The organism is Streptomyces sp. NPDC031474 (genome assembly GCF_055581185.1).
On the sequence record NZ_JBVIJX010000006.1, the window covers coordinates 114,062 to 126,990 of the forward strand.

Consider the following 12,929-nt stretch of genomic DNA (forward strand, 5'->3'; position numbering starts at 1 on the left):
AGGCCGGTCAGTTCATGAAGTCGGACAGGTCGTCGTTACTGATCCGACCGCTGCGCACCTGTGTGGTCACCGTGGCAGTGATCCAGTCGAAGAATCGCGGCAACTCGTGTACTTCGTCGGCACGCTTCACTGGGATGGCGGGGTTGCCGATGAACGCGTTGAGCACTGCGAACGCTTCCTCATCCATGTCCTGCCCCACCCCCACGGCGAGCCGCAGCGCCTTCGTACCTCGTTCCGAAGTCAGCAAGCGCCGAAGCGGTTCACGCCACTCGTCGGTGGGGATCCCGTCGGACACCAGCACGACCGTCGGACGGAAAGCACGGCGCGGTACGACGGCGTCGTCTGCCAGCAAACCGGTCGCGAGATTGAGCGCTTCGCCGAGCGGGGTGCGCCCTGCGGCCTCCATGTCGGTCCACTGCACCTGGTCCGCGGGCTTCAGCGGATGATGAAGCACGGCGTTCCGGCCGCCGAAGGTCACCACGCCGGTCCAGATCTCGCCGCGCAGCGAATCCTCGGCGGCAAACGTCTGGATCATCGTGGCCATACTCTGGTTCAACACGTCGATCTTGCCGTCATCGGCCATACTGCCGCTGACGTCTGCCAGCACGAGCACAGGCAGTGGGCGCGGCCGCTGTGCCCTGGGGCGGCCGGAAACGGGCTCTTCCACGACTCCTCCACTGTCCAAGGTGGAACCTGCACGAGCGCAACATTCCAGGATCCCTGCTACCTGTCGGTACGTCAAATGCCTTATCCGCAAGGGCTGGACGCCCGATTGCGGGTGAAGCAGCACACTGAGGCCGACCGCGCGAAGTTTGCCAGACTCACTCACCCCTGGGGCCTCTTTACCGACATCACGGGAGTCATCTGAAGAGGCTGCCGACGGAGCTTGAGGACTGGCAGAAACCGTGGCGTTCTTACGGGACCGAGGCCCGGCGGGCCGCGCACTCGTTTCCTGAAAGGCTCAGAGCGATGCGCTCCCCTCGCGCGACCGGTCGGGGCCGGAGCTGACCAGGTGTCAGTCACTCCAGCCCGGACCCGACAGCACGAAGACCATGGAACCCCAGGTCAGACACCTGACCTGGGGTTCCAGTCAAACCGCTGCCGTTCGACGCCCATCGCGCGGCGGAGGGCGGGCCGCTCTATCCCGCGGCGCTCGGCTCGGGGATGCGGGCGGTGGTCGGCGAGTGGGTGAGGTCGTAGGCGCTCTCGGCGTGCAGGTGGACGTCGACGACGTCGAGGGAGGGTGCCGAGCGGGGAGACCGTGCCGCAGGACGGGGTGAGATGGCGACCAGACCGGCTATCGCACCGGACGCGGCACCGAGGCTCGTGGGGTGGCCGTCTCTGAGCTTCTCGACGAGGAGCCGGCCGAGCATCGCCGAGCAGGTGGCGGTGAAGGTGTTCAGCACGACGACCGAGGCGGCGTTGCTCGACGGCAGAGCCGAGCCGCCGTTGAAGCCGAACCAGCCGAACCACAGCAGGCCCGCGCCCAGCATCACGCGCCGGCCGCGTACCCGGCGAACCCGACGCCCTCGTCGCGGAGTTCTCGACAGCCTGGGCCGGGACCAGCTTGGCGTTCTCCCTGCCCGATACAGGATGCCCACCGTGGTGAACCATTGTTGCATACGAGTAGACACTCTGGTCGTTACGGGAGGATTTCCGCCGTGGAAGGTCCCCGTAAGCCGACGGAAGATCCGCGCAGGCCGAAGGGCCGGGCAGGCCGAAGGGCCGGGCGCCACCCCCGCAGAGGAGACGGAACCCGGCCCTGCCCCGGCGTCAGACGGTGGCGGGAGAGGGTTCGTCGGTGGCCAGATGGGGCGAGCCGCCGGACGAGTCGCGCACCCACAGCGGCTTCAGCCGATAGGTCAGCAGGTACAGCACCGCGCCCGCCCCGGCCGCCACGAACATGCTCAGGTCGCCCGCGCCCGGGAACGCCTTCGAGAACGGCCCGGTGTAGAAGCTGGACTGCCAGAACGGCACCGAGGCGGCCACGCCTCCGGCCCAGGCGACGAAGCCCCAGTCCAGTACCCGGCGCCGGTCGTAGAGCTCGGCGACGCGGGAGGGGTCGGAGCGGCCGCCGAGGTAGAAGTCGCACAGGAGCACGGCCGCGAAGGGTGCGATGAAGTAGGCGGTCAGGTTGAGGAAGACCTTGAACTTGGCCTCCGTGCCCGACTCGCCCCACAGGCTGATGGCGTAGGCCAGCAGACAGATGACGGTGACCGCCTGGGAGCGGGAGACCGGGATCTTCAGCGTCTGGACGGAGATCGCGCCGCCGTAGACGTTGAGGAAGTTCTGCGCGAGGGCTGACAGGCCGACGGCGAGCAGGGCGGGGATCGCGAAGGGGCCGGCCAGCTCGTGCAGGGCGGTGATCGAGTCGGAGCTGCTGGCGCTGCCGCCGACGACCACGCCGAGGATGCCCAGCCAGGCGATGGTGACGAAGTTGCCGAGGCCGGTGTACCAGGCGGTGCGGCCGACGACCTCGGGGGTGTCGGGCAGATAGCGGGAGTAGTCCGAGGCGAAGGGCGCCCAGGCCACCAGGAAGGACAGGAACCAGCCGCCGAAGGTGACCCAGCCGCCGGTGGAGCCGATGTACCCGGAGGCCTTCGGGTCGGCGTGGAAGAGGCTGCCGCCGCGTACCACCGCGACCACGGTGATGAGCAGGAAGAGCGGGGTCAGGACGTACGTCAGGACCTTCTGGAGGTAGTTGATCATGTTGTAGCCGTAGATCGACACCACCAGTTCGACCGCCGTGAGCACCGCAGCGCACAGCCAGTACGGCAGGTGCGTCAGCTCGGCGAACGCCTTGCCGCCCAGGATGACCGTGACCGCCGCCCAGCCGACCCCGGCGAAGACGTTGATGTAGGCCACGGGCAGGAAGTTGCCGAAGAAGCCGAGCGGACCGCGCGCCTGGATCTGCTGCGGCACGCCGAGCCGGACACCCATCCGGGACATGACGGCCATCAGCACCGAGCCCAGCGCGGCCCCGACGACGATGGCCGTGACGGCGGCGCCGAAGCTCAGCCCGAACCAGGCCGCGCTGAAGCCGAGCAGGATGATCGGGAAGTTGAGACCGGCCGCGAACCAGACGAAGAACTGCGAACTGGGCCTGCCGTGCCGCTCGTTGTCGGGGATGTGGTCGACGCCGAAGGGCTCGACCTTGGTGACCGCGCTGCCGTAGAGCGGCGCCGGTGTTCCGTCTGTCATGAGGTGCTCCTGCTCGGGTGGTCCGGGTTCACCACGGCAACGGCGCCGTGTGCGAGATGTCGAAGAAGCCGCCGCCGCTGTAGACCAGCGGGGCGAGGTCGTCGTGGCGGGCGGAGACCACCCGGCCGGTGAACACGGTGTGAGTGCCGGCCTCGAGCAGTTCGCCGATCTCGACCTCCAGCCGGGCGCAGGAACCGTCGATCAGCGGGGCGCCGAAGTCACCTGGCGTCCAGCAGACCTGGGCGAACTTGTCGTCGCCCTTGGAGGCGAAGGTCTTCGCCACGTCGAGCTGGTCGGCGGCCAGGATGCTGATGCCGAGGTGGCTCGCCCGGTGCAGCGCGGGATGGGTGCTGGAACTGTGCTGGACGCAGACCAGGACCATCGGCGGGTCGAGCGAGATGCTGGAGAAGCCGTTGACCGCGAGGCCGCGCGGTGTGCCGGCGTCGTCGGTGGTCACCACCGTGACGCCGGTGATGAACTTGCGGTGCACCCCGCGCACGAGGTCGGGGTCGACGGCCGCCTGCTTGGCGGTGGTGATGATCCCGAGTGCCTCGAGGAGCTGCCGGGAGTCGAAGGTCGCCCACTCCTCGGCGACCGAGGGCCCGTCGAAGCGGGCGAAGGTCGCGCCGGACACCTCGACCGGTTTCCCGGTCGGCGGCACGCCGAGGAAGGCGCCGGTGTGCCGGCCGGTGCTGCGCCAGCGGATCGCCGGCCGGTCCCCGTCGTCGACGATGTCCTCGATCTCGGTGCGCAGATCGGGGAAGGCCTCGCGCATGGCGCGGATGGAGTCCTTGAGCTGGTCGCGGCCCTGCACGGCGGACGCGGGTCCGCGACGGCGGACGTAGGCCGGGCTGAGCAGCTCGTCCAGGGCCTCGACGTGCCCGTGGTCCCAGGCGGCCCGCCAGGCGGAGCGGATCCGGGAGGTGCGGTCGGTGCCGGCGGTGCGATCAAGAGTGTGGGTCATGACGGTTCCCTCAGTCAGCTCTTGTATGGCAGAGGACCGTAGGGAGGGGCCGCTTCGATGTCAACACCTCATGCAGAAAAGCCTGATGATTGACGGCGGGACGATCAAATACACAGGTCAAGCTTGTTTCGACGCGGTTACGTCTTGACGGTACAGACCCGGACTCCTAGCCTCACTGCCATGGCACAGAGCGAGAGGGAAGGTCACGGGATGCGGTTCTCGATATTCCACAATCCCGGATCGCCCGGACGGCTCGGTGAGTACGCCCAAGTCATGGACGAGGCCCGCGAGTTCGCGATCGCCGCGGAACAGGCCGGGTTCGCCGTCGAGAAGCGGGCTGCGGCCGGAACGGTCTTCGACATCCCGCTCAAGCACATCACGGACGCGACGATCCGCTCCCACCACCAGACGATCGAGGCCCGGGTCCCGGACGGCCCCCGCGCCGACGAGATCGTCATCGGCCTGGCCGCCGCGGCACAGGGACGCCCGCAGGCTCGCCTGGCGCCGTTGTCGACGGAACGATGACCGCGATGGGTGCGATGGGTGCGATGGGCGGGTCGGTGGCGTTGAGCCACGAGGAGCACGGCACCGGTCCCGATCTCATGCTGCTGCACGGGGTGGGCCTCGACCGGACCATGTGGCGGCGCTGCCTGCCGGCACTGGCCGAACGGCACCGCGTGACCGTGGTCGACCTGCGCGGGCACGGCGCGTCCCCGCCCGCCGTGCCCGGCGTGTCCTTGCAGGAACTGGCGGCCGACGTCGCGGCACTGCTGAACGGCCCCGCACACCTCGTGGGCTTCTCCCTCGGCGCCCTGATTGCCCAGCAACTGGCAGCCGTACGACCCGAGTTGACGGCCTCGCTCACCCTGGTCAGCTCGGTCGCCGGACGGTCGCAGGAAGCGAGGGCGGCGGTGGCACGGCGTCGGGAGCGGGCACTGGAGGACTTCGAGGCGTCGGCGCACGCGGCGGTGGAGCGCTGGTTCTCGCCCGAGTGGCGGACCCGGGAACCGGAGCTGGCCCGGTCGGTCCTCTCCACCCTGCTGAAGAACGACCGCACGTCGTACCTGGCCTGCTACGACGTCTTCGCCACCGCGGACGCAGGCCTGTGGCCCCGCCTGCCCGACATCACGGCACCGACCCTCGCGGTGACGGGCGCGGACGACCCCGGTTCGACGCCGGCGATGTCCCGTCTGCTGGCCGACCGGATCTCCGGCGGCCGGGCGCTCATCGTGCCCGGAACACGTCACCTGCTTCCGCTGGAACGGCCGGAGGAACTGGCCCGCGCGGTCCTTGACCATACGGGGCGGTGACAGCGCCCCGTTAGGGGCGCGGGGGCGGCGGCAATGCGCGGCTCCGCCGCGTGGGCGCGAGCAACCACACACAACCCGCAGCCGAGGAGCCACCTCAATGACCCCACTCCCCCGCCACCAGCACTACATCGCCGGCGCATGGACGGCTCCCGCCTCCGGCGAGTACTTCGCGAGCCTCAACCCCACGACCGCCGAGCCCTGGTACGAGGCGGCGAGCGGCACCGCCGAGGACATCGACCGCGCGGTCAAAGCCGCCCGCACCGCCTTCGAAGACCGTCGCTGGCGCGACCTCAGCCAGACCCGCCGCGGCCGTCTCCTCCGCAACCTGGCCGACCTGATCGGTGAAAACGCCGCAGAACTCGCCCGTACCGAAACACTCGACAACGGCAAGCTCCTGCGTGAGATGCAAGCCCAACTCGCGGGCCTGCCCGAGTACTTCCACTACTACGCCGGCCTCGCCGACAAGATCCACGGCGAGGTCATCCCCGGCGCGAGCCGCGAGCTGCTCAACTACACCCTGCGCGAACCGGTCGGTGTGGTCGGCGCGATCACCCCCTGGAACTCCCCCCTGCTCCTGACCGTCACCAAACTCGCCCCCGCGCTCGCCGCGGGCAACACCGTGGTCGTCAAGCCCTCCGAGCACACCTCGGCCTCCCTCCTCGCCCTCGCCCCGCTCTTCGAGCAGGCCGGCTTCCCGCCGGGCGTGGTCAACGTGGTCACCGGCTTCGGCGCCACCGCGGGAGCGCCCCTCACCGAGCACCCCGCCGTGGCCAAGGTGACCTTCACCGGCGCCACCAAGACCGGCCGCCGTATCGCCCGCACGTGCGCCGACCGATTCGTACGCTGCACCCTCGAACTCGGCGGCAAGTCGCCGAACATCGTCTTCCCCGACGCCGACCTCCCTTCCGCGGCGATGGGCGTGATCGCCGGCATCTTCGCCGCCGCGGGCCAGACGTGCGTGGCGGGCAGCCGCGTGCTCGTCCACGAGGACGTCTACGACGAGGTCCTGGAGCGCGTGACGGCACGCGCAGCGACCATCCGCATCGGGGACCCGCTGGATGAGCTCACCGAGCTGGGCCCGCTGGCCCTGGCGGACCAGCTGACGAAGGTCGAGTCGTACGTGGACCTGGGGCGGACCGAGGGCGGCAAGGTGGTGGTCGGCGGCGCCCGCCCGGACACCGGACTCGGCGGCTGGTTCTACTCCCCCACGGTCTTCACCGGCACGGACAACTCCATGCGCATCTGCCAGGAGGAGGTCTTCGGACCGGTCGCCACGGTCATGCCCTTCGCGTCCGAGGAGGAGGCCCTCGCCATCGCCAACGACTCGGTGTACGGCCTGGCCGCGGGGGTGTGGACCCGGGACGTCAACCGCGTGCACCGTATGGCGGCCCGCCTGGAGGCAGGCACCGTGTGGGCCAACACCTACCGGTCGATGTCGCCGATGTCGCCGCGCTCGGGCTTCGGGAACAGCGGCACCGGCGTCGAACACGGCACGGAGGTCATCCCGGAGTACACCCGGCTGAAGAGCGTGTGGGTCAACACGAGTGAGGAACCTGTCGGTGACCCGTTCATCCTGCGGTCATGAGGCCGTCTTGCATGGCAGACGACAGTGCGGTGCCGAGGAAGGTTGACGCCGTTCACCTCCCCACATTACGTTCACGTGCCATGCAACAACCCAGTGGACGAGCACGGAAACCGCTGCAGCCGACCAGCATGCAGGCCAGGGTCGCCGAAGAGCTGCGCCAGATGATCATCAGTGGAGAGCTGCCGCCGCGTTCCAGCCTGTCCGAGATGGCGCTGTCGGAGACGTTCGGCGTCAGCCGCACCCCCATCCGTGAGGCCCTCAAGCAGTTGCAGATCGAGGGCCTGGTGGAAGTGCGGCCGCGGGTGGGCACGTTCGTCGCCGTGCCGTCGCGGCGTGAGATCACCGAGCTGTTCCAGATGAAGGAGCTGCTGGAGGGCGCCGCGGCAAGACTGCTGGCGTTCCGCGGCAACGTCCCCGAAGTGGCCCGCATCGAGGAGAACATGCGCGAGGCCGACGAGGCCGTCCGCGCGGGCGACGCGGAGCGGTATGCGCAACTGGTCCAGGAGTTCCACGACCTGCTGGTCATCGGCGCGGACAACTCCAAACTGGAGGCGCACTACCGCACGCTCATGAACCAGTTGGCGTACGCGCGCCTGGTCCGTACGTCCCTCGCCCAGCCGGGCCGCCTCAGCGAGTCCGACCACGAGCACCACCGCGTCCTCGACCTCATCCGCGCCAAGGACGGCGACAGTGCGGAACGCGTGATGCGCGAACACGTCCGCCGCAGCCATCAGGCCCTCATGGCCGGGATGGCCGGGATGGACGACCACCAGCAGCGGAGTTGAGTTGAGTGGACCGGCAGCCGGGAGTGGGGCGGCCGGCGCCGGGAACACCATGCACATGCTGGCTGCGTGCGCGAGGAGGCGGTCCGCCGCGGTGGCCACGGACTATGCCTCCGCCGCCGAGGCTTCGTCGGCCACTGCGCCCAGGGCCGCCGCCTGGGCGGCGAGGTCGCGCAGGGCCGCGAGGTGGGCGAGGAGGGCACGGCGGCCCTCGGGGCTCAGCCGCAACCAGGTACGCGGGCGCTTGCCCACGTACCCCTTGCGTACCTTGACGTACTCCGCGGCCTCCAGCGCGCCGACCACCTTGCTCAGCACCGAGTCCGAGATCCCGCACCCCTCACGGACGGCACGGAACTCGGCCTCGGTGCACCCGGAGAGGAACGCCATGACCGCGAGCCGGGTGGGGTGATGGATGCGCTCGTCCAACGCGGGTGATACCCGCTCTTCGCCTCTCATGGCCGGGCGTCTCCCGCCCGCTCCCGGGTCAGCAGCCACCAGTTCGCCAGCCCGCCGCCGACCCCGCCGCCGATGAACAGCCCCGCCAGGCCGAAGAACCCGCCCGCGCCCGCGGCCACGACGAGCACACCCGCGTAGGCCAGCGTCACCTGCCGTCGGCCCGTATGGCGCGGATAGGCCTGGATGATGCCCGGCCGGTGCTCGAAGCGCCGGGCGAGCACGACCTGGGCGGCCACCAGCAGGGCTCCCGCCAGGAGCAGCGCGACGGACAGCCACGAGGCGGGGACGGCCCATCGCAGGCCGATCAGGGTGAGCCCGGCGGCCATCAGCCCGCCGTTGACGGCCGGATACCAGGCCGGCGGGGCGACACCTGGCCGGGCGGCCGCGTCGTGCGCCGCCTCGGCAGCGCGCAGCGCGGCAGCGGGGTCGGGAGCGGGGGCGCCGTGCATCAGGTCCTCCGACTATCGGGGTCGTCGTCTGATGGCGATCCTTGCATTTACTTTCCATACCGGCAAGTACTACGTTCCCAGAAAGAACAGGCCGCGGCGGCATGCACCCGCCGCCGATCCGGCCGTACGACGGCATTCAGGGGGATTCCGATGACCCGCCCTGGGCATCGTGGACCGACCGGAACCGCTCTTCCTCGACGAACCGACCACCGGCTTTGACCGTCGAGGCCCGCCGTGACTTCCACGACCTCATCCGCGAGCTGCGCGACAACCTTGGTACGACGATGCTGCTCACCACCCACGACATGAGCGAGGCCCAGCAACTCGCGGACCGCATCGGCATCCTGCAGTACGGCCGCATCACCGCCTGCGGCACTCTCGCCGAACTCTCCGCTGCCGCGAAAACTCGCTCCGAGGCCGCCTGGACGGACGCCGACGGCGTCCCGCAACGACGGCTCACCGCGGACCCGTCGGAGGTCGTCTGGCAACTGCACCAGCAGCTCCAGGGACCGATCCCCGATCTGGAGGTACGCCGTCCGACACTGGAGAACACGTATGTGCAGATGGCCCCCGACCCGAGCCGGAGACCGACGCCCACTGAGAAGAGGCGCCTCGAGGCACGGACGAGGTCGTCCAGGAATCCTGGCTTGGGGCCGCTTGCCGTTGAGAGCGGGCAGGAGGCGTTCCTCCATGACCGCGCTGCCCGATGCCTCCGTCGCGAGGGCCGGTCCGGGGTCCCAGAGGCTGGCCGCGGGCTGTCCCGCGAGCGGTGTGGACTCCCCTCGCCGAGTGCCGCCGTGCAGTCGGCGGCGTTCATCCGCCAGGCGCGGGCACCACGGCGGGCCACGGCGGCCGGGACGACTTGCGCATCGGCTTCGACCGCCGACAGGTGACCTGCCCCCAGGGCCAGGTCAGCAAGGGCCGGCACGGCCCTTGCTGACCCGAAGCCGATTCATGCCCCTCCCAGCGTCAAGACGGGGCGAGCGGGAGTACGGTCGCGTGCTTCGGTCGTACGGTGTGCCGGCTCTCCTCGGCCGTGTGCCTCTCCATCCCTTGTTCTTCGCAGGGAATCCCGGCCTTCAGGCCGGGCGGGAATGCGATCCTCGGCCCGGAGGCGCGCAGCGCCGGAGATCTCTGCGTCTTCGGGGTGACGGTCAGGCTGGGCGCTTCTGGTTCTCGATGTAGTCCTTGACGATGCTCAGTGGTGCGCCGCCGCAGGATGCGGCGAAATAGGACGGGGACCAGAACACGGATCCCGTCCCGATCCGGTTGATCCGGCCGGTGTACTCCGCCCGCAGGTACCGGGAGCTGACGCCCTTGAGGGAGTTGACGAGTTTGGACAGGGCGATTTTCGGCGGGTAGTGCACGAGGAGGTGGACGTGGTCGCCTTCGCCGTTGAACTCCTGCAGCTGTGCGCCGAAGCTCTCGCACACGTCCTGCATGATCGCCTCGCAGCGCGTCAGCATGTCGTCGTTGAAGACCTCCCGCCGGTACTTCGTGACGAACACCAAGTGCGCGTGGAGGTTGAAAACTACATGGTTTCCGCGTCTGATGTCGGGATCTGGTTCCCAGCGTGGTGACATACACCAAATGTATTAGGATCGAGTGGACTTGACCGGAGGGGGGTGGGCTGGATGATCCGTGCGTACAAGTTCCTCCTGCGGCCCACCGTCCGCCAGGAGCAGGCGCTCGGCGAGATGCTCCGGGATCACTGCTCCCTCTACAACGGGGCGTTGCAGGAACGCCGCGACGCCTGGCGGCACGTCTCGAAGACCACCGTCAAGTACGGGATGCAGTCCGCGCAGCTCAAGGAGATCCGGGCGTTCGACCCGGAGCGTCAGGGCCGCTGGTCGTTCAGTTCGCAGCAGGCCACCCTGCGCCGTCTCGACAAGGCGTTCGCCGCGTTCTTCCGCCGGGTCAAGTCCGGCGATGCCCCGGGCTACCCGCGCTTTCGCGGGGTGAACTGGTTCGACACGGTGGACTTCCCCAAGGACGGGGACGGCTGCCGGTGGAACTCCACCCCGCACGACCCCGTCGCCCGGGTCCGCTTCCAGGGCGTCGGCCACGTCAGGGTCAACCAGCATCGCCCGGTGGCCGGCCACGTCAAGACCGTGTCGGTCAAGCGCGAGGGCCGAAAGTGGTTCGTCGTGCTGACCGCTGAGCAGGACCAGCCCGAACCGCTGCCCGCGACCGGCTCCGTGGCCGGGATCGATCTGGGCATCGCGAACTTCCTCGCCGACTCCAACGGCGCCTTCGTGCCCAGCCCGCGCCACGGCCGCCGTGCGGCCGCGAGACTGGAGGCGGCGCAGCAGGCCCTGTCCCGCTTCCCGCGCTGCAAGGCGAAGGACCGCACCGCCAACCACCGGCGCGCGGTGGAGAAGGTCGCCCAGCTCCACGGCAAGGTCCGGCGTCAGCGGCTCGACCACGCGCACAAGACCGCGCTGAGTCTGGTCCGCGCACACGACTTCATCGCGCACGAAGACCTCAAGATCCGCAACATGAGCAAGGCCCCCGCGCCCAGGCCCGACCCCGGCCGACCGGGTGCCTTCCTGCCCAACGGGGCCGCCGCGAAGGCCGGGCTCAACAAGTCGATCAACGATGCCGGATGGGGGGTGTTCCTGACGATCCTGCATGCCAAGGCTGAAAGCGCCGGACGGGAAGTGATCGCCGTGGACCCCCGCAACACCTCCCGCGCCTGCCCCGAATGCGGGCACACCGCGAAGGAGAACCGGCCAACACAGGAAAAGTTCCACTGCGTCTCGTGCGGCCACCACGCGCACGCCGACACAGTGGGAGCACTCAACGTTCTACGGGCCGGGCTGGTCCGTCGCAACGCCAACCCGGCGTAACGAGAAGCCCCCGGCTTCAGCCGGGGGAGGAGTCACCAACTCTCCGCATGTGTACGGACGGGCAGGGAACGCACCCCACGATGGAGCATGCTGGGCCGCCGGGTCAGCTCTTCGGGGTCGGTCGCCAGATCCAGGACGGGGAAGCGCGCGAGGAGCCGCCCGAAGGCGATCTCGCTCTCGGCCCTGGCGAGCGGTGCGCCCACACAGTGGTGGATGCCGTGGCCGAACGCGAGATGGCCGGTCGCGGAGCGGGTGACGTCGAGTACGTCCGGGTCGGGGTAGCGGGCCGCGTCCCGGTTGGCCGCCAGGAGCCCGACGAAGACGAACTCGTCAGCCGGAATGGTCATGTCGCCGACGGGGACCGCGTCGGTGGTGCGCCGGAAGTGACTGATGTTGGCGGAGCCGTCGAAGCGCAGGAACTCCTCGACGGCGCCCGGCAGCAGCGACGGATCGGCGCGCAGTTCGGCGAGCTGGTCCGGGTTGCGCAGCAGGGCGAGAGTGCCGTTGCCGATGAGGTTGACCGTGGTGTCGAAGCCGCCGACGAAGAGCACGACGGCGAGGGACACGACCTCTTCGTGACTGAGCCGGTCCTCGCCGTCGGCCGCGAGGATCAGCGAACTGAGCAGCCTGTCGTCGGGGTCGGCGCGCTTGGCCTCGACGATCGCGCTCACCAGGGTCAGCAGCGCGTTCGACGCCTTGTTCACCACGTCCCGGTCGGCGTCGGAGGTCAGGATCTCGGATGTTTCGCGGAACTCGGCGCGGTCACCCTCCGGGACCCCGAGCAGTTCGGAGATGACCGTGCTGACCAGGGGCGCCGCGTAGTCGGCGACGAGGTCGAACTCGGTGCGGCCGGTCAGTGAGTCGAGCAGCTCTTCGGCGATCTCCTCGATCCGGGGGCGCAGCCGGTTCACCTGCCGCATGGTGAACGCCTTGCCGACGAGGCCGCGCAGCCGGGTGTGGTCCGGCGGATCCATGTTGATCATGGACTGCTGGATCGAGTGGGAGTAGTCGCGCTGACGGCTCATGTCGGTCTGGTGGAGCTCGAAGAGGTGCCCGGCATCGGCCATGTTCTTGCTCAGCCGCGGGTCGGCGAGCAGGGCCCGGCCCTCCTCGTAGGAGGTGATCAGCCAGACCTTCAGACCGGTGGGGAGAATGGCCCGGTGGACCGCGCCCTCCTTGCGGAGCCGGTCGTAGACGGAGTGGGGATCGCGGACGAAGTCGGCGCCGAGCACCACGGGTTCGGCCGTCGGGGATGTCATCGGTTGACCGCCTTTCACAGGGCTTTCTGGTGGGGGTTGTGTCGGGGCGTCCCGGGCCTGGGAGGGCCTCGCGG

13 protein-coding genes and 1 pseudogene are annotated in these 12,929 nt (G+C 69.5%); 6 read left to right on the forward strand and 8 right to left on the reverse strand.

Going from position 1 to position 12,929, the window contains the following annotated elements:
• Nucleotides 1-7 precede the first annotated feature (7 nt).
• The 4 genes and pseudogenes from ACZ5SK_RS13660 to ACZ5SK_RS13675 all read right to left on the reverse strand — a co-directional run bounded on the left by ACZ5SK_RS13660 (nt 8) and on the right by ACZ5SK_RS13675 (nt 4,165).
• Entirely contained in the window at nt 8-829 is an 822-nt protein-coding gene (locus ACZ5SK_RS13660; RefSeq protein ID WP_334578131.1) for a vWA domain-containing protein, read from the reverse strand.
• A 410-nt stretch (nt 830-1,239) separates the two neighbouring features.
• Nucleotides 1,240-1,496, reverse strand: a pseudogene (locus tag ACZ5SK_RS13665) (ammonium transporter); the annotation flags it as partial.
• A 277-nt stretch (nt 1,497-1,773) separates the two neighbouring features.
• Nucleotides 1,774-3,201, reverse strand: coding sequence for a purine-cytosine permease family protein (locus ACZ5SK_RS13670; RefSeq protein ID WP_468576011.1), 1,428 nt, complete (start codon nt 3,199-3,201; stop codon nt 1,774-1,776).
• Between the two features lie 28 nt (nt 3,202-3,229).
• Complete coding sequence (locus ACZ5SK_RS13675; protein WP_468576013.1) at nt 3,230-4,165, reverse strand: flavin reductase; 936 nt, start codon at nt 4,163-4,165, stop codon at nt 3,230-3,232.
• Nucleotides 4,166-4,345: 180 nt separating this feature from the next.
• On the opposite strand from ACZ5SK_RS13675, the gene ACZ5SK_RS13680 reads away from it, so the two are divergent.
• The 4 genes from ACZ5SK_RS13680 to ACZ5SK_RS13695 all read left to right on the forward strand — a co-directional run bounded on the left by ACZ5SK_RS13680 (nt 4,346) and on the right by ACZ5SK_RS13695 (nt 7,845).
• A complete protein-coding gene (locus ACZ5SK_RS13680) occupies nt 4,346-4,690 on the forward strand; it encodes an amino acid synthesis family protein (protein WP_468576014.1) in 345 nt (114 codons plus the stop codon).
• Nucleotides 4,687-5,475: an alpha/beta fold hydrolase gene (locus tag ACZ5SK_RS13685; RefSeq protein ID WP_468576015.1), complete on the forward strand. Its 789-nt coding sequence runs from the start codon at nt 4,687-4,689 to the stop codon at nt 5,473-5,475. The genes ACZ5SK_RS13680 and ACZ5SK_RS13685 overlap by 4 nt, the downstream gene beginning before the upstream one ends.
• Before the next feature lie 97 nt (nt 5,476-5,572).
• Nucleotides 5,573-7,060, forward strand: coding sequence for an aldehyde dehydrogenase (locus ACZ5SK_RS13690; RefSeq protein ID WP_334578137.1), 1,488 nt, complete (start codon nt 5,573-5,575; stop codon nt 7,058-7,060).
• An 80-nt stretch (nt 7,061-7,140) separates the two neighbouring features.
• Nucleotides 7,141-7,845, forward strand: coding sequence for a GntR family transcriptional regulator (locus tag ACZ5SK_RS13695; RefSeq protein ID WP_334578138.1), 705 nt, complete (start codon nt 7,141-7,143; stop codon nt 7,843-7,845).
• A gap of 102 nt (nt 7,846-7,947) precedes the next feature.
• Here ACZ5SK_RS13695 and ACZ5SK_RS13700 read toward each other — a convergent pair whose 3' ends face one another.
• Both ACZ5SK_RS13700 and ACZ5SK_RS13705 read right to left on the reverse strand, forming a co-directional pair.
• On the reverse strand, nt 7,948-8,298 hold the full coding sequence (locus ACZ5SK_RS13700) for a transcriptional regulator (RefSeq protein ID WP_334578139.1): 351 nt from the start codon (nt 8,296-8,298) through the stop codon (nt 7,948-7,950).
• Nucleotides 8,295-8,747 (reverse strand): hypothetical protein, encoded by a 453-nt coding sequence (locus tag ACZ5SK_RS13705; protein WP_334578140.1) that lies wholly within the window; start codon nt 8,745-8,747, stop codon nt 8,295-8,297. Before ACZ5SK_RS13705 ends, ACZ5SK_RS13700 begins: the two co-directional genes overlap by 4 nt.
• A 284-nt stretch (nt 8,748-9,031) precedes the next feature.
• On the opposite strand from ACZ5SK_RS13705, the gene ACZ5SK_RS13710 reads away from it, so the two are divergent.
• Nucleotides 9,032-9,640: an ATP-binding cassette domain-containing protein gene (locus ACZ5SK_RS13710; RefSeq protein WP_334578141.1), complete on the forward strand. Its 609-nt coding sequence runs from the start codon at nt 9,032-9,034 to the stop codon at nt 9,638-9,640.
• A gap of 261 nt (nt 9,641-9,901) precedes the next feature.
• On the opposite strand, the gene tnpA is transcribed toward ACZ5SK_RS13710, so the two are convergent.
• Nucleotides 9,902-10,330 carry an IS200/IS605 family transposase gene (gene tnpA / locus ACZ5SK_RS13715; protein ID WP_361710371.1) on the reverse strand — a complete coding sequence of 143 codons (429 nt, stop codon included), beginning with the start codon at nt 10,328-10,330 and terminating at the stop codon, nt 9,902-9,904.
• A 51-nt stretch (nt 10,331-10,381) separates the two neighbouring features.
• Between tnpA and ACZ5SK_RS13720 the strand changes: the two genes are divergently transcribed.
• A complete protein-coding gene (locus ACZ5SK_RS13720; RefSeq protein WP_334578143.1) occupies nt 10,382-11,596 on the forward strand; it encodes an RNA-guided endonuclease InsQ/TnpB family protein in 1,215 nt (404 codons plus the stop codon).
• 32 nt (nt 11,597-11,628) lie between these two features.
• On the opposite strand, the gene ACZ5SK_RS13725 is transcribed toward ACZ5SK_RS13720, so the two are convergent.
• Nucleotides 11,629-12,855, reverse strand: coding sequence for a cytochrome P450 family protein (locus ACZ5SK_RS13725; protein ID WP_457495163.1), 1,227 nt, complete (start codon nt 12,853-12,855; stop codon nt 11,629-11,631).
• Nucleotides 12,856-12,929 lie beyond the last annotated feature (74 nt).